Annotated in this window: 24 protein-coding genes; 5 read left to right on the top strand and 19 right to left on the bottom strand. The window is 67.9% G+C overall.

The genetic code is table 11. The features are described from left to right. Positions 1-35: 35 nt before the first annotated feature. The 8 genes from ABQF13_RS11605 to ABQF13_RS11570 form a co-directional block, all read right to left on the bottom strand. Complete coding sequence (locus ABQF13_RS11605; protein WP_448392889.1) at positions 36-485, bottom strand: nuclear transport factor 2 family protein; 450 nt, start codon at positions 483-485, stop codon at positions 36-38. Beyond that, positions 482-1507: a tRNA (adenosine(37)-N6)-threonylcarbamoyltransferase complex transferase subunit TsaD gene (tsaD, locus tag ABQF13_RS11600; RefSeq protein ID WP_448392888.1), complete on the bottom strand. Its 1026-nt coding sequence runs from the start codon at positions 1505-1507 to the stop codon at positions 482-484. The genes ABQF13_RS11605 and tsaD overlap by 4 nt, the downstream gene beginning before the upstream one ends. Beyond that, positions 1504-1956: a ribosomal protein S18-alanine N-acetyltransferase gene (rimI, locus tag ABQF13_RS11595; RefSeq protein ID WP_448392887.1), complete on the bottom strand. Its 453-nt coding sequence runs from the start codon at positions 1954-1956 to the stop codon at positions 1504-1506. The genes tsaD and rimI overlap by 4 nt, the downstream gene beginning before the upstream one ends. Beyond that, on the bottom strand, positions 1953-2540 hold the full coding sequence (tsaB, locus tag ABQF13_RS11590; RefSeq protein ID WP_448392886.1) for a tRNA (adenosine(37)-N6)-threonylcarbamoyltransferase complex dimerization subunit type 1 TsaB: 588 nt from the start codon (positions 2538-2540) through the stop codon (positions 1953-1955). The genes rimI and tsaB overlap by 4 nt, the downstream gene beginning before the upstream one ends. Further along, positions 2537-3004, bottom strand: a complete 468-nt coding sequence (gene tsaE / locus ABQF13_RS11585) for a tRNA (adenosine(37)-N6)-threonylcarbamoyltransferase complex ATPase subunit type 1 TsaE (protein ID WP_448392885.1) — start codon at positions 3002-3004, stop codon at positions 2537-2539. The genes tsaB and tsaE overlap by 4 nt, the downstream gene beginning before the upstream one ends. Continuing rightward, the gene (locus ABQF13_RS11580; RefSeq protein ID WP_448392884.1) at positions 2997-4118 is read right to left on the bottom strand and encodes an alpha/beta fold hydrolase; all 1122 of its coding nucleotides are present in this window, start codon (positions 4116-4118) and stop codon (positions 2997-2999) included. Before ABQF13_RS11580 ends, tsaE begins: the two co-directional genes overlap by 8 nt. Then, complete coding sequence (gene alr / locus ABQF13_RS11575; protein ID WP_448392883.1) at positions 4115-5290, bottom strand: alanine racemase; 1176 nt, start codon at positions 5288-5290, stop codon at positions 4115-4117. The genes ABQF13_RS11580 and alr overlap by 4 nt, the downstream gene beginning before the upstream one ends. 178 nt (positions 5291-5468) lie before the next feature. Beyond that, positions 5469-6362 (bottom strand): alpha/beta hydrolase, encoded by an 894-nt coding sequence (locus ABQF13_RS11570; protein ID WP_448392882.1) that lies wholly within the window; start codon positions 6360-6362, stop codon positions 5469-5471. 96 nt (positions 6363-6458) lie between these two features. Between ABQF13_RS11570 and ABQF13_RS11565 the strand changes: the two genes are divergently transcribed. Continuing rightward, complete coding sequence (locus tag ABQF13_RS11565; protein WP_448392881.1) at positions 6459-7496, top strand: helix-turn-helix domain-containing protein; 1038 nt, start codon at positions 6459-6461, stop codon at positions 7494-7496. 5 nt (positions 7497-7501) lie between these two features. Here the strand turns inward: ABQF13_RS11565 and ABQF13_RS11560 are convergent, their stop codons facing one another. Genes ABQF13_RS11560 through glmS form a run of 4 tightly spaced genes read right to left on the bottom strand, consistent with a single transcriptional unit; the run spans position 7502 to position 13129 of the window. Continuing rightward, positions 7502-8887, bottom strand: coding sequence for a glutamate decarboxylase (locus ABQF13_RS11560; RefSeq protein ID WP_448392880.1), 1386 nt, complete (start codon positions 8885-8887; stop codon positions 7502-7504). A 28-nt stretch (positions 8888-8915) separates the two neighbouring features. Further along, the gene (locus ABQF13_RS11555) at positions 8916-10337 is read right to left on the bottom strand and encodes an NAD(P)H-hydrate dehydratase (protein ID WP_448392879.1); all 1422 of its coding nucleotides are present in this window, start codon (positions 10335-10337) and stop codon (positions 8916-8918) included. A gap of 36 nt (positions 10338-10373) precedes the next feature. Then, positions 10374-11261, bottom strand: a complete 888-nt coding sequence (locus ABQF13_RS11550) for an alpha/beta fold hydrolase (protein ID WP_448392878.1) — start codon at positions 11259-11261, stop codon at positions 10374-10376. Then, complete coding sequence (gene glmS / locus ABQF13_RS11545; protein WP_448392877.1) at positions 11261-13129, bottom strand: glutamine--fructose-6-phosphate transaminase (isomerizing); 1869 nt, start codon at positions 13127-13129, stop codon at positions 11261-11263. The genes ABQF13_RS11550 and glmS overlap by 1 nt, the downstream gene beginning before the upstream one ends. A 55-nt stretch (positions 13130-13184) precedes the next feature. Between glmS and ABQF13_RS11540 the strand changes: the two genes are divergently transcribed. The 4 genes from ABQF13_RS11540 to ABQF13_RS11525 all read left to right on the top strand — a co-directional run bounded on the left by ABQF13_RS11540 (position 13185) and on the right by ABQF13_RS11525 (position 18289). Continuing rightward, positions 13185-14039: a dienelactone hydrolase family protein gene (locus tag ABQF13_RS11540; RefSeq protein ID WP_448392876.1), complete on the top strand. Its 855-nt coding sequence runs from the start codon at positions 13185-13187 to the stop codon at positions 14037-14039. Positions 14040-14051: 12 nt separating this feature from the next. Further along, the gene (locus ABQF13_RS11535) at positions 14052-15092 is read left to right on the top strand and encodes an LLM class F420-dependent oxidoreductase (RefSeq protein WP_448392875.1); all 1041 of its coding nucleotides are present in this window, start codon (positions 14052-14054) and stop codon (positions 15090-15092) included. A 180-nt stretch (positions 15093-15272) separates the two neighbouring features. Next, positions 15273-16541: a DEAD/DEAH box helicase gene (locus ABQF13_RS11530; protein WP_448392874.1), complete on the top strand. Its 1269-nt coding sequence runs from the start codon at positions 15273-15275 to the stop codon at positions 16539-16541. 140 nt (positions 16542-16681) lie between these two features. Beyond that, positions 16682-18289 carry an HNH endonuclease signature motif containing protein gene (locus ABQF13_RS11525; protein ID WP_448392873.1) on the top strand — a complete coding sequence of 536 codons (1608 nt, stop codon included), beginning with the start codon at positions 16682-16684 and terminating at the stop codon, positions 18287-18289. Positions 18290-18683: 394 nt separating this feature from the next. On the opposite strand, the gene ABQF13_RS11520 is transcribed toward ABQF13_RS11525, so the two are convergent. From ABQF13_RS11520 to rplM, 7 genes are all read right to left on the bottom strand, one after another. Then, positions 18684-20003 carry a hypothetical protein gene (locus ABQF13_RS11520; RefSeq protein WP_448392872.1) on the bottom strand — a complete coding sequence of 440 codons (1320 nt, stop codon included), beginning with the start codon at positions 20001-20003 and terminating at the stop codon, positions 18684-18686. A gap of 39 nt (positions 20004-20042) precedes the next feature. Then, positions 20043-20348, bottom strand: a complete 306-nt coding sequence (locus tag ABQF13_RS11515; RefSeq protein WP_448392871.1) for a DUF7162 family protein — start codon at positions 20346-20348, stop codon at positions 20043-20045. Between the two features lie 39 nt (positions 20349-20387). Then, complete coding sequence (gene glmM / locus ABQF13_RS11510) at positions 20388-21725, bottom strand: phosphoglucosamine mutase (RefSeq protein ID WP_448392870.1); 1338 nt, start codon at positions 21723-21725, stop codon at positions 20388-20390. Positions 21726-21872: 147 nt separating this feature from the next. Further along, complete coding sequence (locus ABQF13_RS11505; protein ID WP_448392869.1) at positions 21873-22319, bottom strand: hypothetical protein; 447 nt, start codon at positions 22317-22319, stop codon at positions 21873-21875. Positions 22320-22572: 253 nt separating this feature from the next. Continuing rightward, complete coding sequence (locus tag ABQF13_RS11500; protein ID WP_448392868.1) at positions 22573-22971, bottom strand: hypothetical protein; 399 nt, start codon at positions 22969-22971, stop codon at positions 22573-22575. 326 nt (positions 22972-23297) lie between these two features. Beyond that, positions 23298-23783, bottom strand: coding sequence for a 30S ribosomal protein S9 (gene rpsI, locus ABQF13_RS11495; protein WP_448392867.1), 486 nt, complete (start codon positions 23781-23783; stop codon positions 23298-23300). Further along, on the bottom strand, positions 23780-24223 hold the full coding sequence (gene rplM, locus ABQF13_RS11490; protein ID WP_448392866.1) for a 50S ribosomal protein L13: 444 nt from the start codon (positions 24221-24223) through the stop codon (positions 23780-23782). Before rplM ends, rpsI begins: the two co-directional genes overlap by 4 nt. Between the last annotated feature and the right edge of the window lie 49 nt (positions 24224-24272).

Below are 24272 nucleotides of genomic sequence, written 5' to 3'. Positions count from 1 at the left end.
GCCGCCTGCCACCTAGCACTCTATACATGAGAGTGCTAGCACTCAAGGTCACCCCTCTGCCTAATTCCTGGCAGCAGGTGATCGGACACGTCACCGAGCAACTCGATGTCGACGTGGCGGTCGGTGAAATACCAGCCGGAGCGGTCCCGGGCGAAGCTGTCTCGGTAGCGGCCCACGACGATCGGCTGCAGCGCAATGGTGTCGGTGGCCTGTACGACGCAGAACGTCGAGCGGGCCTGCGCGGTGTCACCGTCCACCTCCACGATGGGGTTGAGCACCAGGTGCCGGGTGCGTGGGGTGTTGGTGTGCTCCGGAAAGCGACGGGTCGTGGCGGCGAAGAGACCGGCGATGTTTTCCTCGCCGGCCACCCCCATGAACCGTCCCCTGCCCAGCAGCCGCCCGACCCCCTCGAAGTCGCCGGCGTCGATCAGCTCGGCATAGCGGTACAGCAGCTCGGTGACGGCGAGCTTGTCGTCCGTGCTCACGCGACCTGTCCCTGCAGCACCGGAAGGCCCGGGTCGCTGGCCACATCCAGCGGCGACGCCGTCGCACCGGCGGCGATCAGGTGCGCAGCGAAGGACGCGATCATCGCGCCGTTGTCGGTGCACAGCCGCGGCCGCGGTATGCGCAACGTCAGCCCGGCGGCCGCGCAGCGTTCCTCGGCCAGCTCGCGCAACCGCGAATTGGCCGCCACCCCACCGGCGATCAGCAGCGTCTTGACCCCGAGCGCGGTCGCGGCGCGCACGGCTTTGCGGGTCAGCACATCGGCGACGGCCTCCTGGAAACCCGCCGCCACGTCGGCCTGCGCGGCGTCGGGATGGCTTTCGACATAGCGGGCCACCGCGGTCTTGAGCCCGGAGAAGCTGAACGCGTAGGGATCGTCGCGCGGGCCGGTCATGCCGCGCGGGAAGACGACCGCGTCGCGGTCGCCGGTGCGGGCCAGGTCGTCGAGCACCCTGCCGCCCGGATAGCCGAGCCCGAGCAGCCGCGCCACCTTGTCGTAGGCCTCCCCCGCGGCGTCGTCGACGGTGCTGCCCAGCTCGACGATCGGCTCACCCAGCGACCGCACGTGCAGCAGGTTGGTATGCCCGCCCGACACCAGCAGACCCACGCACTCGGGAAGCGGGCCGTGGTCGTAGACGTCTGCGGCCAGGTGCCCACCCAGATGGTTGACCGCGTAGAACGGCACCTGCCACGAGGCCGAATAGGCCTTGGCCGCAGCCACTCCCACCAGCAGCGCACCGGCGAGACCGGGGCCGATGGTGGCCGCGACGACGTCGGGTTTGGTGACGTTGGCCGCCTCCAGCGCGCGGCGCATCGTCGGGCCCAGCGCCTCCAGGTGCGCCCGGCTGGCGATCTCGGGGACGACGCCGCCGAACCGGGCATGTTCGTCGACGCTGGAGGCCACCTCGTCGGCGAGCAACGTCACCGTGCCGTCGGCATCGAGTTGTGCGATGCCGACTCCGGTTTCGTCGCAGGAGCTTTCGATGGCCAGGATGACAGTCATGAGGGATCTCGTCTCATCGTATAGGCATCGGCGCCGCTGACGCGGTAGTAGCGCCTGCGCACGCCGACGATGACGAACCCCAAGCTCTCGTACAGTTTGATGGCGGCCTCGTTGTCGGTGCGAACTTCAAGGAAAACCATTGCGTCCGATGCAATTTCGAGCAGCCGCGCGACCAGCTCCCTGCCGATGCCCTGCCCCTGGTAGGCGGGGTCAACGCCGACGGTGTGGATCTCGTACTCGTAGGGTCGTTTTCGGCCGAGCCGCGCGATGCCGGCATAGCCGACGAGCTTGTCCTGCGCGCGCGCCGCGACATAGTGGATGTGCTTGGCCGCCAGCTCGGCCAGAAACGCCCGCGTCGGCCAGGGGTCGTCACCGTCGAACAGCTGCGCCTCCAGCTCCGCGCACCGGGCCGCGTCGCGGGGGGTCAGCTTGCCGTATTCGACGTTCATCGGGGCGCTGCCGACGGTTTGGCGTCGGGGCGTCGCAGGTAGAGCGGGATCAGCGGGGCCGGTTCGGCCGACCAGTCCGCGACGGCTCGCACCAGCCCCGCCGGCGTCGGATACAGCGCGGGTCCGGCCAGGATGTCAGCCGCGCCCGGCACATCGGCGGGGGCGTTGACCGCCGGCCCGTCGATGCGTACGCCGTCGCGGTAACGCGCCCAGTACACCTCGCGACGGCGGGCGTCGGTGACCACCAGCACCTCACCGGTGGTTTCGACGCCTATGGCGTCCAGGCTGCAGACACCGTGCACGGGCACCCCCAGCGCATGCCCGAACGCCGCCGCGGTGGCCATCCCGACCCGCAGCCCGGTAAATGGCCCGGGGCCGCAGCCCACGACGACGGCGTTCAGCTCATCGAAGGTGACCTGTGCGTCGGCCAGCGCTGCCACCACGTTGGGGGTCAGTTGTTCGGCATGTGCGCGGGCGTCGACGGTCACCCGCTGCGCCAACACATGCGCCGCCGTATCGAGGCGCACCACGCCCGCGGTGACGGCCGGGGTGGCGGTGTCGATGGCCAGCACCACAAGGCTCATGGTGCGCTCCAGTCCCATACCGCGGTGCGCACTTCGCTGTCCGAGCCGCGTTCCAGCCGCACGTCGAGGTGGCTGTCGGAGAGCCGCTCGGCAAGACCTTCACCCCATTCGACGACCACGACGGCGTCCTCGAGGTCGGTGTCCAGATCCAGCGAGTCCAGCTCGGCCAGCAGGTCGACCGAAGGCTGATCTAGCAGCCGGTACAGGTCGACGTGAATCATCGCCGGTGCCTCGGGTTTTCGGGCACGATGCACGCGCGCGAGCACGAACGTCGGTGAGATGACCGGACCATCGACGTCCATCGCCTCTGCGATTCCCTTGGCCAACACCGTTTTCCCCGCACCCAGCGGTCCCGACAACACCACCACATCCCCTGCGCGCAGCTGCGCGCCCAGCCGTGCGCCCAGTGCGGCGGTGTCTTCGGCAGTGGGTAATTCCGCTGTGCCGGGGGCACGTTCAGTCACGGTTGCGGACCCGTTCGACGACGCGGCGGGTAAGCGCGACGAGCTTGGAGGGAGTGGCCCGTTCGACCATCCGCACCAGCGCGTCGTCGATGATGTCGGCCTGTTCGAGTTGCACCAGATGCCCTGCGCCGGGCACGATCACCAACTCGGACTTGGGCAGCGCGGCCGCCATGTCTTCGGAGTACTCCTTCGGCGTGAGCAGATCGCGGTCACCGCAGGCGATCAACGTGGGCACTTTCGCCAGGGTGGCCAGCCCCTCGGATTCGTCGTGTACCTCGAGGGCATGCAGGAACTCCACCACGGTCGCTATCGGCGTGTCGTGCATCATCTGCTCGGAGAACGCCACGACGCTGGGGCTGACCTCCTCGTCACCGTAGGATGCCGCGCGCAGGATCGGCGCGATCACCGACTTGGCGACGCCGCGGGTGCGGTGCACGGCCTTGGGCGCGTAGCGCACGGCGAAGCGCACCGCCTCCAGCGCCGGGTTCTTCAGGATCTCGCCGAGCGGTGATCGCGAGACACCTTCGGCCGCAGAGGAGATCAGCGCGGCGCCGACGATGCGTGTCGGATAGCGCTGCGGGTACTGGCGGGCGTGGGACAGCACGGTCATCCCGCCCATCGAGTGTCCGACCAGCACTACCGGGCCCTGCGGTGCCATCACCGCGAGCACGGCCTCCAGGTCACGGCCCAGTTGCTCGACCGTGTACTCCTGGGGTGCGGACTCCTCGGACCGGCCGTGGCCACGCTGGTCGTAGAACACCATGCGCACCTGATCGCCCCACTGCTCGGTGAGCCGGGCCCGCTGAAAGTGGAAGGCGCCCATGCGCAGACAGAACCCGTGCGCGAATACGACGGTGAGAAATGCGTCTTTGGGGCCAACCTCGCGCACGGCGAGCGACACACCGTCGGGTGTGGTGACCACATAGCCGCGGTCGGCGTCGAGCAGGGTGAAGTCTTCGTATGCGTACGGGTCATCGACACTGAGCCGGCGGCGCAGCGAACGGGCGACCGAGAACCCCGCAGCCGTGCCGACTGCGGTCAGCCCGGCCCCGCCCGCCAACCAGCGGCCACCCGCACCACGGTCGTCTGGTGGCTCGATTTCGTTGTCCGTCAACGGTTCGTGCCTGCCTGTTGGGTTCCGCGGTAAGTCCTGACGACACGGCCGCGCGGGCTGGTGACCACCTCGTAGTTGATGGTGCCCAGCAGATCCGCCCAGTTCTGCGCGGTGGGCTCGCCATGTGTGCCTGGCCCGAACAGAATCGCGTCGTCGCCTTCGGCCACATCCGTGTCGGGGCCCAGATCGACCACGAACTGGTCCATGCAGATCCGGCCCACGTTGGGTCGCAGCCGACCGTTGATCAGCACGTCGATGCGCCCACTCAACACTCGAAACACCCCGTCCGCATACCCGATCGGGATCAACCCAACCGTGGTGTCGCGCTCGGCGATCCAGGTGTGCCCGTAGGAGACCCCGTCCCCGGCGCGTATCGATCGAACAAGCGTCACAGGGCATTTCAGCGTCATCGCGGGGTGCAGGCCCATGTCGCCGCGTTCGGGGATCGGGGTCTGCCCGTAGACGGCGATGCCCGGGCGGACGAGGTCGAACGCCAGGTCCGGGCGCGTCATCGCGGCAGGCGAGTTGCTTAGATGCGCGATCTCGAACGCCACACCCTGCTCGCGCGCGTACCGCAGCATGTCGGTCAGACGTTCACCCTGCTGGGCGTTGAGGGGATGCTCGGGGCAGTCGCCGTGCACCAGATGCGACATCAGGCCGCGTAGCCGCACCGCGCCGTCGACGTGTGCGCGCTTCAACGCGGTCAGCAGCGCGGGATAGTCCGACGGGCTGCAGCCGTTGCGGCTCAGCCCGGTGTCGACCTTCACGGTGACCGTCGCGGCGGCTCCGGTGCGTTCGACCGCGTCGAGCAGCTCGTCGAGTTGGCGCACCGACGACAGCCCGATCTCGACGCCGGCGTTCAGCGCGGGCGCGAAGTCCGTGCCGGGCGGGTGCAGCCACGCCAGCACGGGCGCGGTGACCCCGTCGCGCCGCAACGCCACCGCCTCGCCGACGGTGGCGACACCCAGTTCGGTAGCACCTGCGGCCAAGGCGGTCCGGGCGACCTGGGCGGCGCCGTGACCGTATCCGTCCGCCTTCACGACGACCATCACCTGCGCGGATCCTGCCAGCTCGCGCAGCAGCCGCACGTTGTGGGCGATGGCGTCGAGATCCACCACCGCCTGGGCGGGCGCGGCGGCGGATGTCGTCAGCTCGGTCGTGTGCATGCTCATGTCACTACGGCCGATTGTCCCAGACGGGTGGTCTGGATCGCCGCGCGCGACCGCCTACGCGTTCGCCCGCGCCTCGAGCTCAGTGTTTTCCAGCACAGTGACCGCCAGGATGTCGCTGGGGACGTCGACTTCGATGCGGTGCCACCGTCCCCTCGTCATATCGAAATCCCTTCTGCTGTCAGTGCAACGCTCGGCGCAGCACTGCCGCGAGTTCGGCGATCTGCCGCTGCGACACCTCCGCCGACAGGATGGCCTGCGAGCCGTGGAAGGTGCCCGACCACTGGTGTGCCTCGACCGGGACGCCGGCCGCCATCAGGCGCATCGCGTAGACGAGGCCTTCGTCGCGGTTCGGGCAGAACTCCGCGGTCGCGATGTAGGCCGCAGGCAGGCCGGACAGTTCCGTTGCCCGCGCCGGCGCGGCGTACGGGGTTGCGGTCGCGCCGCCGAGGTAGTGCTTCCAGATCGCCGTCACCTTGTCCCGGTTCATCCACGGCGTTTCGGTGAAGTTGCGTGCCGACCAGGTCTCCTGCCGGTCGTCGAGGCCGGGCTGGTTGAGCAGTTGGAAGCGGATTGTCGGGCCTCCTTCGTCGCGGGCGCGCAGCGCGACGGCGGTTGCGAGTGCGGCGCCGGCACTGTGCCCGCCGACCGCGATCCGGTCGGGGTCCACACCAAGCTCCGCGGCGTGCTTCGCGGTCCACTCCAGCACCGCGTAGGCGTCGTCGATTGCGGCGGGGAACGGGTTCTCCGGGGCCAGCCGGTAGCCGACGGAGACCACCGTCACCCCGGATCCGGCGGCCACCCTGGTGGCCCACGGATGCTCGGTGCTCAGGTCGCCCATCACGAAGCCTCCACCGTGCAGCCAGACGATCGCGGCCTCGGCGCCCGGTGGCCGGTAGATGCGGATCGGCACCTCCGGTTCGGCGGGCACCGTACGGTCCTCGACCACCAGGTCGGCGACGTCGGGCACCGGTATCGCGGCGGCCAGCGCGGCGAAGTTCTTGCGTTCTTCGACGGGATCGGACAGTTCGGCCGGGGGGAACAATGCGAGAAACGCTTCGAGTTCGGGGTCCATGTTTCCCATACTCGGCGCTTGCCGCCCGCAAGACATCCGACATTCGTCGGCAATAGTCAGGTGATCATCCGACGATCGGCGCCTACGCTGCACAGCATGGAAGCGTTGGTGGCGCGGCTGTCGCGGCTGGACGCCGACGCCGAAGGCGCGCTGCGGGTGGTCACGTTTTTCGACACGCTGATGCGCAGGCGCGTGGATCTGCCCGCGCTGGCGCGGGCCGCGGCGGGCCTGGCCGAGTGCACGGCCGGCATCCGCCTGCACGCCACCGGACAGTCGATCCGGATGTCTGCCGCCGGCACCGAGGCGTCCGATCCGGCGCAGTCCGCGTCGTCGGAAGCCGTCGTCACGCTCGACGACGAGGACATCGGCACCGTTTGGCTGGAGCGTTGCGGACCGGTCCGGTCCCTCGACGAGCTGGCATTGGAACGCCTGGCGATCGCGGTGGCCGCCGTCGTCGAACGGTACGGCCCAGCGCAGACCACGATGGCCGACCCCGCGCTGGTGGAGCTGGTCATCGCCGGCGACACCGATGATGCGGGCAGAAACCGCGCGTTGCGCCTGCTGGGTTTCGCGCCCGGCAGCCCGGTCCGCGTCGCCGCAGTGCGTTCAGCGACGCCGTTGGACCGGCTCGGCGCCATGGTGTGCCCGGCGCGGCCGGTCAAGGCGGCGCAGCTCGGCGATGTCGGCGTGCTGTTGACCGGGGAAATAGCCGACGAGGCGTTTCCGGCAGGGGTGCGCGCGGGCGTCGGCGTCGCCAAGCACGCCGCCCGGTCGTGGCGGGAGGCACGTACGGCGCTGCGGTTCACCACCGCCCGTCGCCCCGTGGTGCGCTACGACACGCTCGGTGCCGTCGCACTGCTCGCGCAGGTGCCTGAAGGCATCGCCCGCGACCATCCCGATGTGGCTGCTGTCACCCGGTTGGCAAGCACGCCAAGCGATCTCGATACGCTCGATGCGTACTGCACGACCGGTTCGCTGCGCCGCGCCGCCGACGTGCTCCACCTGCACCACAGCAGCGTGGCGCGCAGGCTCGATCAGCTCGGCAAGACGCTCGGGTTCAGCCTCACCGAATCCGGCGGGCTGCTGCGGGCCAGCGTCGCGTTGACGACCTGGCGGCTACTCGACGACAGCTGAACGCGTCAGTGCGCGAAGGGTTGCACCCCGTTGAAGTGCCCGCCGGGTTTGAGCTCGTCGAGATGATCCAAAACGGTGGTCAGATCGTCGCGTAACGCGCGGGCCATGTCGGCGGAAAAGCCCTCTCGCACCACGACGCGCAGCACGGCGACGTCGTTGGCGTTGTCCGGCATCGTGTAGGCGGGTACCTGCCAGCCGTAGGCGCGCAGGGTGTGTGAGATGTCGAACTCGGTGTAGCCGAAATCGCCGGACAGCTTGAAGCTGACCACCGGGATCGCCGACCCGTCGGTGATCACCTCGAAATGTTTACTGTCGCGCAGCTGGTCGCCGAGCCAGCGCGCGGTCTGCGACAAGCTCTGCATGACCTGGCCGTATCCCGCGCGGCCGAGGCGCAGGAAGTTGTAGTACTGGCCGACCACCTGGTTGCCGGGCCGGGAGAAGTTCAGCGTGAACGTCGGCATGTCGCCGCCGAGGTAGTTGACCCGGAACACGAGGTCCTCGGGCAGGTGTTCGGCGCTGCGCCACACCACAAACCCGATGCCCGGGTAGGTCAGCCCATACTTGTGGCCGCTGACGTTGATCGACACCACCCGCGGCAGCCGGAAGTCCCATTGCAGGTCCGGGTGCAGGAACGGCACCACGAAGCCGCCGCTGGCCGCGTCGACGTGCACGGGCACGTCCACTCCCCCGTCGCCGGCCGCGAGCTTGTCCAGGGCGGCGCAGATCTCCCCGATCGGCTCGAGTTCGCCGGTGTATGTGGTGCCCAGGATGGCGACCACGCCGATGGTGTCTTCGTCGACGTGATCCAGCACCTGCTCCGGGGTGATGACGTAGCGGCCCTTCTCCATCGGCAGATACCGCGGTTCGACGTCGAAGTAGCGGCAGAACTTCTCCCACACCACCTGCACGTTGGAGCCCATCACCAGGTTGGGGGTACGCCCTTTCCAATCTTTGCCGACGCGGTCACGCCAGCGCCACTTCATCGCGAGTCCGGCGAGCATGACGGCCTCGCTGGAGCCGATGGTCGACACGCCCACGGCGCTGGACGGATCGTCGTCGCGTAGGTCTTCGGCGTGGAACAGGTCGGCCACCATGCACACACAGCGCTGCTCGATCGCGGCGGTCGCCGGATATTCGTCCTTGTCGATCATGTTCTTGTCGAACGTCTCGGCCATCAGCTTCTCGGCCTGCGGATCCATCCACGTCGTGACGAACGTGGCGAGGTTCAGCCGGGAACTGCCGTCCAGCATCAACTCGTCGTGGATGAACCGGTAGGCCGCGTCCGGGGGCATCGACTCGTCGGGCAGCCGCAGCGACGGGATCGGCGCCATTTCAAGCCGTCCCGTATAGGCCGGTGCGACAATCGGTGCGGAACTGCGCCTGCGCGACATAACGAAACCCTTTCGACTACAAACTGGCTTACAAACTGGCTAGGGCACTGCGGATGTGCGCGAGGATTCGCGACGCTGAGGTGGGCGCGGGCTGCGGCCCGGGATCGACGGCCGACAGGCTCGCCGCGCGGGTATGGACGAACGCCGCGGCGCCGGCGGCTTCACCGGCGGGCAGGCCGGCGGCCAGCAGCGCGCCGATCACGCCCGACAGCACGTCACCGGATCCCGCTGTGGCGGCCCATGACTCGCGGGCGGGGCTGAGGCAGACCTGTCCGCCAGGTTCGGCGATGACCGTGACGTTGCCCTTGAGCAGCACCGTGGCGCCGAGCCTTTCGGCCAGCGCCCGGGTAGCGCCGACGCGGTCGTCTCCCGGCGGGGAACCGGCTAGCCGCGCGAATTCGCCTGCGTGCGGGGTCAATACGGTCGGTGCGGTACGTTCGGCGACGATCTCGGGATGGGCGGCGACGATGGTCAGCGCATCGGCGTCGACGATCACCGGCAGCTCAGTCTGCAGGGCGAACCACAACGCGGAGGCGCCGGCGTCGTCGGTGCCCAGCCCGGGGCCGACCACCCACGCCTGCACCCGGCCGGCCGCGCTGACGCTGGGTGTGGCGATGACCTCCGGCCAGTGTGAAAGCACTTGTTGCCCAGCGGTTCCGGCGTAGCGCACCATGCCCGACGTCGCGGCCACCGCGGCCCCGGTGCACAACACGGCCGCGCCTGGGTAGGTCGCCGATCCGGCCAGCACCCCGGTCACGCCCTGCGTGTACTTGTCGTCGCTGGCCCCGGGCACCGGCCAGCGTGCCTTGACGTCCGCGGCCTCCATCTCGAACATGTCCGGGGGCGGTAGGTCCAGACCGATGTCGACCAGCTCGACGCGGCCGCAATCGGCCAACGCGTGAGCGGGTTTGAGGCCGCCGAAGGTGACGGTCAGCTTGGCGGTGACGTGCGCGCCTTCGGTGGCCCCGGTGTGCACGTCGACGCCACTGGGGATGTCGACCGCGACGACCGGGATGCCTGCGGCGTCGACCGCGGCGAACACCTCCGCGGCGTTGGGGCGCAGCGGTCCGGACCCGGATATCCCGACGATGCCGTCGATCACCAGATCGGTTGTCACCGGCACGCTTTGCACGATGCGGCCCCCGGCGCCGGTGAACGCCGCCAGCGCCTCGGCATGGGTGCGGTCCGGGTTCATCAGCACCGCCGTCACCGTCGCGCCGCGCCTTCTCAGGAAGGCCGCGGCCCACAGCGCGTCGCCGCCGTTGTCGCCGGAGCCGACGACCGCGCAGACGCTGCGGCCGGCAACGGCGCCGGTGATCGCGCCGAGCTCACGCGCGATCGCGGTGGATAGACCGTAGGCTGCGCGACGCATCAGGGCACCGTCGGGCAGGGAAGCCAACAGCGGAGCTTCGGCCGCGCGGATCGCATCAGCCGAGTAGTAGTACCGCATCACCGCTCAGCCTACGTCGGTCCTGGCTGCACATGGTCAGTTTCGACGGGCGGCGTCGTCCCAGAACGCGCTCGCGCGGTCGGCGATCTCGGCCGCGTACTCTCCGTTGATGGCATGTGAGGCGTCCGGCCACAGTTCGACCTGAACGCGCGGCAACAGGTTTCGTGCCCGTGCGGCGGCGCGGACGGCGTCGTGCATGACGCTGCGGCCCCCGAGGAGCGCCAGCACCGGGATGTCCAGTGAGCGCAACTGCTCGTCGGTGATCATCTTGGGCATCGCCTTGCGCATCGCGTACTCAGAGGATCCGGCGGAGATCAGTGCGGCCTCGGGCAGCGAGTCGTCGACCTCGGCGCCGCCGGAGATCCAGCTGAGCACCCATCTGCGCAGCCGGTTCGGAACCCCCGGCATGAACAACGCGGGCGACGCCAGCACCGCCTTGACCGCGACCGGAGCGAACGTGAACACCGGATCCAACAGCACCAGCGAGGCGGCCCGCCCGGGTCGGCGAACCGCATAGTTGACCGCAGTCCAGCCGCCGATCGACACGCCCATGAAATGCACCCGGTCCAGGTTCAGCGCCGCCAGCGTGTCGTCGAGCCACTGCGCCTCGTCGTCAGGTCCGGTGATCGGATTGTGCTGCACCGACATTCCGGCCTCACCAAGCAGGTCGACACCGAGCAGGGGGTGGCGGCCCAGCAGGGTGTCGATGTTGGTGCGCCACATCGGTGTCGAGGCGTTGCGACCAGGTAACAGCATGACCGGTGGGGCGTCGGCCGCACCGTTGAACCGGTACACCCGGACCGTACCGAACTGCGTTGGTACATCGTGGGTTTCACTGACCGGCGCGAGCTCGGCCATCGCCTTCTGGTACACCTCGAGGAAGCGCGCGCGGGCTCGCTCGCTCTTGAAGTGTCCGACCGCCACTACTCGACGGTGACCGACTTGGCCAGGTTGCGCGGCTTGTCGACGTCGTAGCCGCGGGCCTGCGCGACCCCCGCGGCGAACACCTGCAGCGGGATGGTCGACAGCAGCGGCTGAAACAGCGTCGACACCGGCGGGATCTCGATCAGGTGGTCGGCGTACGGGCGGACCGTGTCGTCGCCTTCTTCGGCGATCACGATGGTGATCGCGCCGCGCGCCTGGATCTCGCGGATGTTCGACAGCAGCTTGGCGTGCAGCATCGGTGCGTTCTTCGGCGACGGCATCACCACGATGACCGGCAGATCGTCCTCGATCAGCGCGATGGGACCGTGCTTGAGCTCGCCTGCGGCGAAGCCCTCGGCGTGCATGTAGGCGAGTTCTTTGAGCTTGAGCGCACCCTCGAGCGCCACCGGGTAACCGACGTGGCGGCCGAGGAACAGAACGGTGTGCGACTGCGCGAATCGGTGGGCCAGTTGACGAACCGGTTCCATCAGGTTCAGCACCCGAGACACCAGTTCGGGCATGGCTTCCAGCTCGCGGTACTCGCGCTCCACCTCGTCCGGATACTTGGTGCCGCGGGCCTGCGCAAGTGCCAGTCCGACAAGGTAATTGGCGGCGATCTGCGCCAGGAACGTCTTGGTGGACGCGACCCCGATCTCCGGTCCGGCACGGGTGTAGAGCACCGCGTCGCATTCGCGGGGGATCTGGCTGCCGTTGGTGTTACAGATGGCCAGCACCTTGGCCTTCTGCTCCTTGGCGTGCCGTACCGCCTCGAGCGTGTCGGCCGTCTCACCGGACTGCGAGATCGCCACGACAAGCGTGTGGCGGTCCAAAACCGGGTCTCGGTAGCGGAATTCACTGGCCAACTCGGCTTCGACGGGCAGCCGTGTCCAGTGCTCGATCGCGTACTTGGCGAGCAGCCCGGAGTGGAACGCCGTACCGCAGGCCACCACAAAGACCTTGTCGATCTCGCGTAGCTCCTGATCGGACAGCCGTTGCTCGTCGAGCACGATGCGCCCGTCGGTGAAATGCCCGAGCAGCGTATCGGAGACCGCGGCGGGTTGTTCGGCGATCTCCTTGAGCATGAAGTACTCGTAGCCGCCCTTTTCGGCGGCCGACATGTCCCAGTCGATGTGGAACGAGCGGGCACTCGCGCCGTCGTCCTCGCCGTTGAAGTCGGTGATGCGGTAGCCGTCTGCGGTGACCACCACCGCCTGGTCCTGGCCCAGCTCGACGGCCTCGCGGGTGTGTTCGATGAACGCCGCCACATCCGAGCTGACGAACATCTCACCCTGGCCCACGCCGAGCACCAGCGGGGTGGAGCGTCGCGCGGCGACGATCGTGCCGGGCTCGTCGGCGTTGGCGAACACCAACGTGAAGTGGCCCTCGAGCCGGCGCAGCACAGCGAGCGCGGACGCGGGAAAGTCGCCAGCGGTGTCACCGTGGCGGAACTGCCGAGAAATCAGGTGGACGGCGACCTCGGTGTCGGTGTCGCTGACGAACTCGGCGCCGTCGGCTTCCAGCTCACCGCGCAGGGCCGGGTAGTTCTCGATGATGCCGTTGTGCACGACGGCGAACTTGCCGGTGCTGTCGCGGTGCGGATGGGCGTTGCGGTCAGTGGGTCGGCCGTGGGTGGCCCAGCGGGTGTGGCCGAGGCCGGTGGTGCCAGTCAGGCCGTCCGATCCGGTCGCGCTGAGCTCGGCCTCCAGGTTGGCCAGCCGCCCGGCCCGCCGACGCACGGTCAGCCCGCCGGAACCGTCCAGCAAGGCGACCCCCGAGGAGTCGTATCCGCGGTACTCCATCCGGCGCAGCGCGTCGACGACGATGTCACAGGCAGGGCGTTGCCCCACGTAGCCGACGATTCCGCACATAGCCATAAAGGGTAGTGCAAGAGCTACGTCACACCCGCTGCGCTACGGTTCGGTGGTGGCCAGCACGAAGAAGCTCTTCACCGCGTTGACCCGGCGCGGTCCGCACCGCGTTTTGCGAGGTGACCTGGCATTTGCCGGTCTGCCCGGCGTCGTGTTCACCCCGGAATCCGGCATGAACCTACCCGGGGTGGCGTTCGGTCACGATTGGGTGGCCAAGGCCGACCGCTACCACGGCACGTTGGAGCATCTGGCGTCCTGGGGCATCGTCGCGGCGGCGCCCGACACCGAGACCGGCTTGGCGCCGTCGGTCCTCAATTTCGCGTTCGACCTGGGCACGGCGCTGGACATCATCACCGGCGTGCGGCTGGGCCCGGGCAAGATCAGCGTGCATCCGACCAAGCTCGGCGTCGTCGGGCACGGTTTCGGCGGTTCGGCCGCGGTGTTCACGGCGGCCGGGATGCCGGCCGGACCCAACGCGCCCAAAGCCGTCGTCGCGGCATTTCCCAGCGTCACCCGGCCCGCGGCGGAGGAGCCGGCCGCGGCGCTCGCGGTGCCCGGCCTGGTGCTGACTGCCCCGGGCGACCCGATGACGTTGCGGTCCAACGCGGTGGAGCTGAGCCGGGTGTGGAAGTCGGCCACGCTGCGGACGGTGAACAAGGCCAAGGCGGGCGGGATCATCGAGGGCCGTCGGTTGGCTCGTGTGGTGGGTCTGCCCGGGGCCGATCGCAGCACCCAGAAGGTGGTGCGGGCGTTGATGACGGGCTATCTGCTGCACCTGTTGACCGGCGACAAGACCTACCGTGACTTCGCCGACCCTGAGGCCGCGCTGCCTAAGTCGCCGGCTGTCGACCCGTTCTCCGATGACCCGGTGGATCTGCAGGACAAGGTCATCGCCCTTTTGAAGCCCTAGGAGCCATTCGCAGTGCGCACCGGCATCTTCCTCAGTTACGCCGACTCTTTTCTCGACGCCGTCGACGAAGTCGTCGAGTTGGAGAGAATCGGCGTCGACCTCGCCCTGGTGGCCGAGGCCTACTCCTACGACGCGATCAGCCAACTGGGCTTTTTGGCCGCGAAGACATCTCGGATCGAGTTGGGTACCGGCGTCGTTCCGATCTACATTCGCACGCCCACCTTGCTGGCGATGACGGCGGCGGGCCTCGATTATGTTTCCGGCGGCCGGTTCCGGTTGGGCATCGGCACCTCGGGCCCGCAGGTGATGGAGGGTTTTCACGGGGTGCCGTTCGACGCGCCGTTGGGCCGCACCCGCGAGGTCGTCGAGATCTGCAGGCAGGTCTGGCGTCGCGAAAGGGTGCAGTTCGACGGGAAGCACTACCAGATCCCGTTGCCTGCATCGCAGGGCACCGGGCTGGGCAAGCCGCTTCATCTGATCAATCACCCTGTGCGCGATCGTATTCCGGTGACGATCGCGGCGCTGGGTCCCAAGAATGTGGAGCTGACCGCGGAGATCGCCGAGGGGTGGCAGCCGGTGTTCTTCTACCCGGAGAAGGCGGAGGAGGTGTGGGGACCTTCGCTGACGGCGGGGTTCGCCAAACGGGATGCCGCGCTGGGACCGTTGGATGTGATGGCGAGCGCGACGCTGGCGATCGGTGACGATGTCGATGACCGGTTGGCCTGGGCCAAGCCACAACTGGCGCTATACATCGGCGGCATGGGAGCGCGCGGCCGCAATTTCTACCACAATTTGGCGACCCGCTACGGGTACGGCGAGGTGGCCGATCACATCCAGGACCTCTACCTCGCGGGCAAGAAGACCGAAGCGATCAATGCGGTGCCCGACGAGTTGGTGCGCCAGGTGTCGCTGGTGGGGCCGCGAGGGTTCGTCAAGGAACGGTTGGCCGCCTATGCCGAGGCCGGTGTGACGACGATGTTGCTGCATCCACTCGGCGTCGATAAGCGCGAATCGGTGCGTTTCGTCGAGGAATTGCAGTCGCTGCTGCCGTAGCCGATTAAACGAATTGGGCGACCTGCCTGTAGAGTGGTGCCCAGCGGCATCTTCTGTTCTGCCTTTTGTCGCTTCTCGATCGTCATACCGAGCGCCGCGGAATCTTCCGCGCCGGGCAGGACGACCATCCTCACTTTCGGAGTTTCCTACTTGTCTGTTCAAAACACCTGTGGCACAGGCGTGCCCACCTTCGCTGACCTCGGCCTGTCTGAGGCTGTCATCAGCGTTCTCGCCGCCAACGGCGCCGAGTCCCCGTTTCCGATCCAGGCAGCGACGCTGCCGGACTCACTGGCGGGCCGTGACGTGCTCGGCCGTGGCCGGACCGGATCCGGTAAGACCTACGCGTTTCTGTTGCCGATGGTGACGAGGCTCACTACCCATCGCACCAAGCGGGTTTCCGGTCGTCCGAGGGCGCTCATCCTCGCGCCCACACGCGAACTCGTCGCGCAGATCGCGGCGTCGTTGGCGCCGCTGGCCGCCGAGACGGGCTTGCGCACGGTGACGATCTTCGGCGGTGTCGGACCCCAGCCGCAGATTTCGAAGCTGCGTGCGGGCGTCGACGTCGTGATCGCATGCCCCGGACGTCTGGAAGACCATGTGAAATCGGGCCATGCCGATTTGTCCGCCGTCGAGATCTCGATACTCGACGAGGCCGACCACATGGCCGATCTGGGGTTCCTGCCGCCCGTGAAGCGGCTGCTGGATAAGACGCCGCGAGACGGGCAACGGATGTTGTTCTCCGCCACGCTCGATGGCGGGGTCGACGTGCTGGTCAAGCGTTACCTCAACAACCCTGTGGTGCACAGCGTGGATTCGGTGGAGGCGCCGGTCACCGCGATGGAACACCACGTGTTGCATGTCGAGAAGGCTGCGCGCATCAACGTGCTGACCGACCTTGCGGCATCGCCCGGTCGGACGATCGTTTTTTCGCGCACCAAGCACGGCGCTAAAGCTCTTACACGCCAGTTGAATTCGCGAGGTGTGCCGGCGGTCGAGTTGCACGGCAACTTGTCTCAGAATGCCCGCACCCGCAATCTCGCGGCATTCTCTGATGGTTCGGCGACCGTGATGGTCGCGACGGACATCGCGGCGCGGGGAATTCACGTCGATGACGTGAACCTCGTCGTACACGCCGATCCCCCGGTCGAACACAAGGCGTACCTGCATCGGTCCGGTCGCACGGCGCGCGCCGGAGCCGACGGCACGGTGGTGACGCTGATGCTCGACGACCAAGTCTCCGACGTGCGACAGCTCGTCCGCAAAGCGGGTGTGAAGCCGACGATCACGCGGTTCAGCGGTGCATCGCACCCGGTGTTACGTGAGATTGCGCCGGGCGAACGCACGTTCTCGAAGCCGCTGGTACTCAGCCGGCCGGAGCCCACGGCGCCTCAGCGGCCGCGTCGGCGTCGGTCGTCGCGTCGCAGGCGCCCCGCCGGAGCTGCGGTCTGATCGGCCTGCAACACAGCCTGGCCGGCCCCGCCGCACCTTGCCCTCGCGGCTGAACCCCATCTGCGCTCGCCGAGATTCGCCGTCGCGCCGGATGACCTGCGACGACAATCTTGTCGTACCCCTCTGGCAGTATCGAACGTATGTTCGAAGGATTTCGGTCGGTCGACGATGCGGGGTTGGTCGCTGAGATCCAGGCGTGCGCGCGTTTCGAGGCTGCCATTGCGGCGCGGCGGTTTGCCGCGACCGGTGAGCTGGCCGCGCGGTCCCGTGAATCGTATGAGGAGCGCGAGCACTGGGTGGTCGATGGGTGGGATTGCGCGGCCGCCGAGGTGGCCGCGGCGATGGGTATCAGCCGCTATCGGGCCGGGCAACAGATGGCGGTCGGGTTGGCGTTGCGTAACCGACTGCCCAAGGTCGCCGCACTTTTTAGTCAGGGCTTGATCAGCGCGCAGGTGATTTCCACGATCACCTGGCGCACCCATTTGGTCCTTGAGGATGAGCCGTTGGCGCGGGTGGATGCTGAGATCGCCCAGCGGGCGTCCTCGTGGGGAGCCTTGGGCCAGGAGCGGCTGGAGTTGGCCGTCGATGCGGTGGTGGAGACCCATGACCCGGATGCGCGGCGGCGTTTTCGCGACGCCGCGCGCAAATGTGATGTGCAGGTAGGCAAGCCCGATGATGACACCGGCACGGCGTCGTTGTACGGGCGGCTTTCGGCCACTGACGCGAAGTTGTTGATGCAGTGTCTGGAACAGATGGTCGCTGGGCTATGTGCTGGCGATCCGCGCAGTGTGGGTCAGCGGCGCGCGGCGGCGTTGGGGGCGTTGGCCGCTGGGGCCGATCGCCTCACATGCCAATGCGGCAGCCCGCAATGCCCCTGGACCAACAAAGACGACCCGCGTGCGGCCGCGTTCGTCATCCACGTGCTCACCGACACCGTCCCGACCGCCGAAACCCCGGCCACCACCTCTGCGGAGCGCTCCCACGACACCCGCACCGACGCCGATCCCGAACCTCCGAAACCGGAGGTTCCCGCAGCTGACACCGCGGAAACAAAGCCGGTGCTCGACGAGTCAACCTCGCAGCCGGAAGCCGAGCCGGGCGATGAGGAGCCGCGGGCCAAATCGACACCCAAGGCCAATCTGTGGGTGCCCAACCAGTCCGGTAATTCGGGGTCGGCGGCGGTGATCGTCGGTGGTGGGGTGATTCCGCCGGCGTTGCTGGCCGAGCTGGTCGCCAACGGCGCCAAAGTACAGAGCGTGTATCGCCCGGAGGCGACAGCAGGCGAGCCGCGCTATCGGCCGTCGCGGGCTTGTGAGCGCTTCGTGTGCCTGCGCGATATGACGTGTCGCTTCCCCGGGTGTGACCGCCCGGCCGAGTGCTGCGATCTCGACCACACCACGCCGTATCCGGGCGGACCCACGCATCCGTCAAACATCAAGTGCCTATGCCGTTTTCATCATTTGTTGAAGACGTTTTGCGGTTGGCGTGACCAACAATGCCCCGACGGCACCATCATCTGGACCGCGCCCAGCGGCCACACCTATCGCACCCATCCCACCAGCAAGCTCTACTTCCCACACTGGGACACCACCACCGCTGAGCTGCCACCACCGTCCAACGCACCCCCGCCCTCGGCGCAACGCGCCCTGAAGATGCCACGACGACGACGCACCCGCGCCGCCGAAAACGAAGCACGCATCACCGCCGAACGCGAATTCAACGCGATGAGGCCGCCGCCGAATTACTGAGCGTTGTCGATTGCCTTCGGCTGGCGGCAATCTCACCGAGCAGTGCGACGACGACGCCGATCGCGAGATATAACCGGTCCAGCCACGGTCCGACTCCGACAAACCATCGGAGTCGTCGTGGTAGGCGAACAGACCGGCTTTGGCGGGCACGATTTCGACCGCTGGGCCGATGACGGCGCCAAGCGCACCACAGGCCGGCACCAGAAGTGCGCGGTGTACCAGCGCGGTCGTGATGTAGGTGCCAACTACTGCCGCGACCCCCGCGACACCCTGCCGCACCGTGACGTCGGTCCGCGGTCGAGGGACGTGCAAGCGGATAGTTCCCGTATGCGCAATCTCACGCTCGGACCTACCGTGTCGAGTTTGCGCCCACGGCTGTGATCACAGCGCCCGGTTACTCCCCTACCTGCGGCAGTTCGTGGGCGGCTATCTCGCACGGAGTGCCCGCTCCTGGTGGCGGCTCAGGTGATGCAGGCGCCGGTGGCTCTGCAATGGGCGGTGGCGTCGGCTCCGGCGCGGCCTCCACGGCAGCTTCGTCCGCGAGCACCTCATCCTGTTGCGGCACGGGCTCTTCCGGAGGTGGCTCACAAACAGTATTGGGTTCGTCGGCCGCGCCTTCCTCCGCTTCCGCGTCATCGAGTTCTTCACCTTCGTCCAGCTCCGGCTCATCCAGCTCCGGCTCATCCAGCTCCGGCGCGTCGAGTTCGGGCTCCTCGAGCTCGGGTACTTCGGCTCCCACATTGTCGACCGACCCCAACAGACCGCCCAATGTCTCACCCAGCTGCTGGGCGAATCCCGAAAGCCCGCTACCCATTTCCCCCAGTCCCCCACCGCCGAGCGACGGCATCGGAGGCGGAGCCAGCGCAGGCGCCGTCGCTGCGGGATCAACCGGCGCCGCAGCAGCGGTCGGCGCCACGGCAGGCGGGGCCAAAGCGGGTGCCGAAGCCGGCGCCGCAGCAAGAGGCGGCGACGAGCCAACCGGCGCAGGCGCATTCCACGCTGTCGGCGCGGTGGTCGCGACCGTCTGAGCCGGCGACGCGCCGATCTCCGAAGGCGGCGTCCACGTCGGCCCCAGATCACCCGGCACGGCGAACACCGCATCACCCTCCGAGACAAGCTCAGCGGTCACCGCATCGTATGCCGCCTCGATCGCATCAACAGCGGCATGCATCGCCGCCACCCATTCTCCGCCGACCACGTTGGCGACAAACGGTTTTACCTCTTGGTCTATCAGCTCGCTGGCCACCGCGCGGTCGCCGGCGCCGGTTGTCACGGTCTGAGCCGCCGCCAGCCAATCCGGACGCTGCACCTGATCATCGACGGCCAAAACGGTCGCAACCTTGCCGTCGACGGCCTGCCACAGCTTGTCCCGCAACTCGGCCAGGCCATGCGCTGCGGTACGCACCGCCGCCGCCGCCACCGCCGACGCTTCACCATGGCGGCGCAGGAATTCTCGCGCCGCATCAGCGCCCCGACCATGCCACGCCGCGGTCAGCGCAACCCGTTGATCGTCCTGACGCACGAGCGCCTCCGCCGCCGTCGTCGCTGCCGACTGTAGCGCCGCGCAATCGGCGTCCAGCGCCGCCAGGTTCAATCCCTCCTCGCTGGCGTACCGATCACGCACCTGTGCCGCGGCCGTCGTGAGATCCGGATGCTCATATCCGAGCATCCGGCATGCCCACACATAGGTTTGCACGGCCTCCACAGCCGGCATGCCCTCAGCCAATCGCGAAGCGACATCGAAGACCATGGCTCAACCCACTCGCCTGCCGGCGCGCGCGTCGGCCTCCACGTAGCGGTCCGCCGAAATCCGCAACACGGCGGCGATTTCACTGCACGCACGCGACCACTGCCGTAGCTGGTGCACAACTTGCTCCAGCCCATCGCGTACAGCGTCACCCCGAGCGACATACTCCCGACCCGCCGTCGCTCCGTCGAAGCTCAGACCGGCCAGATGCGTACGCACCGCGCCGTCGAGTAGATCGGCCACTGACTGATACTGGTCTGCCACACCGAGCAGCGCCACGACATCGACACCCGCGGCGTCAGGTTGTCCCATATAGGTTTGGACGCAGCGGGGGCGCTTTCGGTTCCATCCTCAGCGCGCGGCGCTGACCTGCTCGGCCACCCGCACCGCCAACTGCCGCGCGGTGTCCTCGTCGGCCGCTTCCACCATCACCCGAACGACTTGCTCAGTTCCCGAGGGCCGCAACAAGATTCGGCCGGTATCGCCTAGCTCGGCTTCCGCCTGCGCGACGGCGGTGCGCACCGACGGCGCGTCGGCCACGGTCGCCTTGTCCGTCACCTCCACGTTGATCAGCACTTGGGGCAGCGTCTTCATCGGCTCGGCCAGCGTCGCAAGCGGTTTGCGGGTCTGCGCCATCCGCGACATCAACCGCAAAGCGGTGACGATACCGTCGCCCGTGGTGCCCAACGTCGGCATGACGATGTGACCGGACTGCTCACCGCCGAGTGAGAACTCCCCTGCCCGCAGTTCCTCGAGCACATAGCGGTCGCCGACGCCGGTGGTGCGCACGTTCACGCCCGCCGCGCGCATCGCCAGATGCAACCCGAGGTTGCTCATCACGGTGGTGACCAGCGTGTTGGACGCCAGCTCACCGGCTTCCTGCATCGCAAGCGCCAAGATCACCATGATCGCGTCGCCGTCGACGATGCGGCCGCTGGCGTCGACGGCCAGGCACCGGTCGGCGTCGCCGTCGTGCGCGATCCCCAGATCCGCGCGGCGGGACACCACCGCGGATTGCAGGGCTTCCATGTGCGTTGAACCGCAGCGGTCGTTGATGTTGAGGCCGTCGGGCGCGGAGTTGATCGCGACGACGTCGGCGCCGGCAGCCCGGTAGGCCTGTGGGGCTGCGGTCGAGGCGGCACCGTGGGCGCAGTCGACGACGACGGTCAGCCCGTCGAGTCGGGTGGTGACCGCCTTTCCGGTGTGCCGCAGGTAGCGGTCGAGGGCGTCCTCGGCGTCGACGACACGGCCGATGCTCGCGCCGACGGGTCGCTCGCCGGGACCCTGATGGACCAGTTCCTCGATCCGGTCCTCGGTGGCGTCGTCGAGTTTGTGGCCGCCGGGTCCGAAGATCTTGATGCCGTTGTCGGGCATCGGGTTGTGCGACGCGCTGATCATCACGCCGAAGTCGGCGTCGTATGCGCCCGTTAGGTACGCCACGGCCGGCGTCGGCAGCACGCCGACCCGCAGCGCGTCGACGCCCTCGCTGGTCAGGCCCGCGATCACCGCCGCTTCCAGCATCTCGCCGCTGGCCCGTGGGTCGCGGCCGACGACGGCGACCCGACGAGCATGACCGCCGACGCTACCCAGCCGGCGAGCTGCCGCCGAGCTCAGCGCCAACGCCAATTCCGCGGTCAGCGCCTGGTTGGCCACCCCGCGAACGCCGTCGGTGCCGAACAGTCGAGCCATGCCGACAAACTTCTCACAGATGCCGCCCGAAAAACCAACTGGCGAAGGTGCCGCCCGTGCCGCCACCGAATCGGTATCCAACCGCGACCCGAAACGACGCACCGCCCGCGTCCGAACAACCGGACACGGGCGGTGGACGCTGACTATTTAGTTCTGGCCTTCAGCGGGCTGCTCGGCGGGAGCCTCTGCGGCGCCCGGCGCGGTCTCAGCCTGTCCCGGGGCGCTCTCGGCCTGTCCCGGAGCCACCTCGGCCTGGCCGGGGGCGTTCTCCGACTGTCCCGGGCCGCCCGGCTGGATGTTCACCGAGCCGAGGTTGTTCGTGCAGACGACCTGCTCGGTGCCGTTGTTCAGAACGGATTCGGTGACCGAGTTCACCTCAGCGACCTCGACGTCGCAGAGCGCGGCCGCGATCTGCGCTGCATCGGTCACTGCCACGTTCTCGAGCACACCTGCGGTGCCGATGGCCACGTTGACCCGGTCGTTGTTGTTCTGGGCATCGTCCGGCTGCGCGGTGGCGACACCGAGCCCGGCAGTGAACAGCAGCGAGCCGCCCATCAGGGCGCCTGCAGCAGCGTTTCTAACGACGTTCCTCATCAAATGCTCCTTTGTCGATAGGCGGCAGTGATCCGGCTCGCCCACAAGGTCCGCGCGGCCGCGATGGCAGGAATGGCCCGCCAGCGCACAAGAGGCGCCCCTGCCGCCCGGACGGGATTTCCCGCACTCACCGTGCGACCAAACACGAATTTCGTGAAAGATGCCGTCCGGGCAGGTCCCGGGCACCGATTTAGGCCCGACACGACCCACCGCCCGCATCGAGAGGATGCGGGCGGTGAGGTTGGGGCGTCGTTTAGTTATTCGGGCCGCCCGGGGTCGGGTTACCGGGAGCCTGTGCGGGGCCGCCGCCAGGCGCCTGACCTGACTGACCAGGAGTACCGGCGTTCTGCGTCAGCGTTATCTCGCCACCGGGCACATCGCAGACGGTCTCAGAGGGAGCCGTTCCGCTGTCGACGGCCTCAGCCAGCACATTGACGCTGCCGATGTCGGCGACGTCGCAGATGGCTGCCGCGACGGTCGCCGCGACGCCGACATTCACGTCCTCGAGGATCGTGACGTCACCGACACCCACGTTGACGAGACCGTCCTGGACATTGAGCGGTTGTGCGCCCGCCAGGCCCAAGCCAGCGGTGAACAGTAGTGATCCGCCGATCAAAGCGCCCGTGGACGCTCTCTTCACGATGTTCCGCATCAGATATTCCCTTCTGTCAGGAAGCAGCGGATCCGGCCCCCGACACGCGATCCGCCGCAGTGGCAGGTTTGCCTGCCTGGCGGAAGGCCCTCTGCTTCCGAACAGACGGGTTACACGATCACGGGGGAAGTCAAACCAAAATTTAAGAATCAGAGCGTCATTCGCGCGTATAATGCGTCGCGCTAATTAACTGGGAGGTAAAGGCGATTCGCTCGGCCGCAGCTGAGGACTCAATCACACATCGTTCCGTACCCCGGCGAACGTTACTGGCATAAAGAAAACCGCCGGGCTCGCGATGCGAACCCGGCGGCTTTACAAACAATCGATCAGCGCTTGCTGTACTGAGGCGCCTTGCGGGCCTTCTTGAGGCCGTACTTCTTGCGCTCGATTTCCCGGGGGTCCCGGGTCAGGAAGCCGGCCTTCTTCAGCGCAGGCCGGTCCTCGGGCTGCACGAGGATCAGCGCCCGCGCAAGCGCCAGGCGCAGCGCGCCGGCCTGGCCGGACGGGCCGCCACCGTCGAGGTGGGCGTAGACGTCGAAGCTCTCCAGCCGATCCACGGTCACCAGCGGGGCCTTGATCAGCTGCTGGTGCACCTTGTTCGGGAAGTAAGCCTCGAGGCTGCGTCCGTCGAGGTTGAACTGGCCGGTGCCGGGCACCAGACGCACCCGCACCACAGCCTCCTTGCGGCGGCCTACGGTCTGGACGGGGCGGTCGAACACCACGGGCTCACGCGGGGCGGCCTCGGTCTCGGCCACAGTCCCGGCGGCCTCGGTGGTGTCGCTGTCTGGGGTCGTCTCAACTGACTCGGTCACTGGGCCACCTGCTTGATCTCGTACGGAATCGGCTGCTGGGCGGTGTGCGGATGATCCGGCCCGACGTAGACGCGCAGCTTCTTCTTGATCTGGCGGCCCAACTTGGTGTGGGGGATCATGCCGAGGATCGCCTTCTCGACGACCCGATCCGCGTGCTTTTCCATCTCGTCACCGAGCGACCGCCTGCGCAGGCCACCGGGGTAACCCGAGTGGCGGTAGAAAAACGTGCGGTCGGCCTTGTTGCCGCTGATCGCGATCTTTTCGGCGTTGATGACGATGACGAAGTCGCCACCGTCGACATTCGGCGTGAATGTCGGCTTGTGCTTGCCGCGCAACAGATTCGCTGCCGCGACGGCGAGCCGGCCGAGCACCACGTCGGTGGCGTCGATGACGTACCACGAGCGCGTGGTGTCACCCGCCTTCGGCGTGTACGTAGGCACAGCGCATACCTCTCTTCTCGGGTTACCTGGTGCCGGTCAGGGCGGTTGC

Source organism: Mycolicibacterium sp. XJ879 (assembly GCF_053483935.1).
This window is presented reverse-complemented; position numbering and strand designations above follow the sequence as displayed.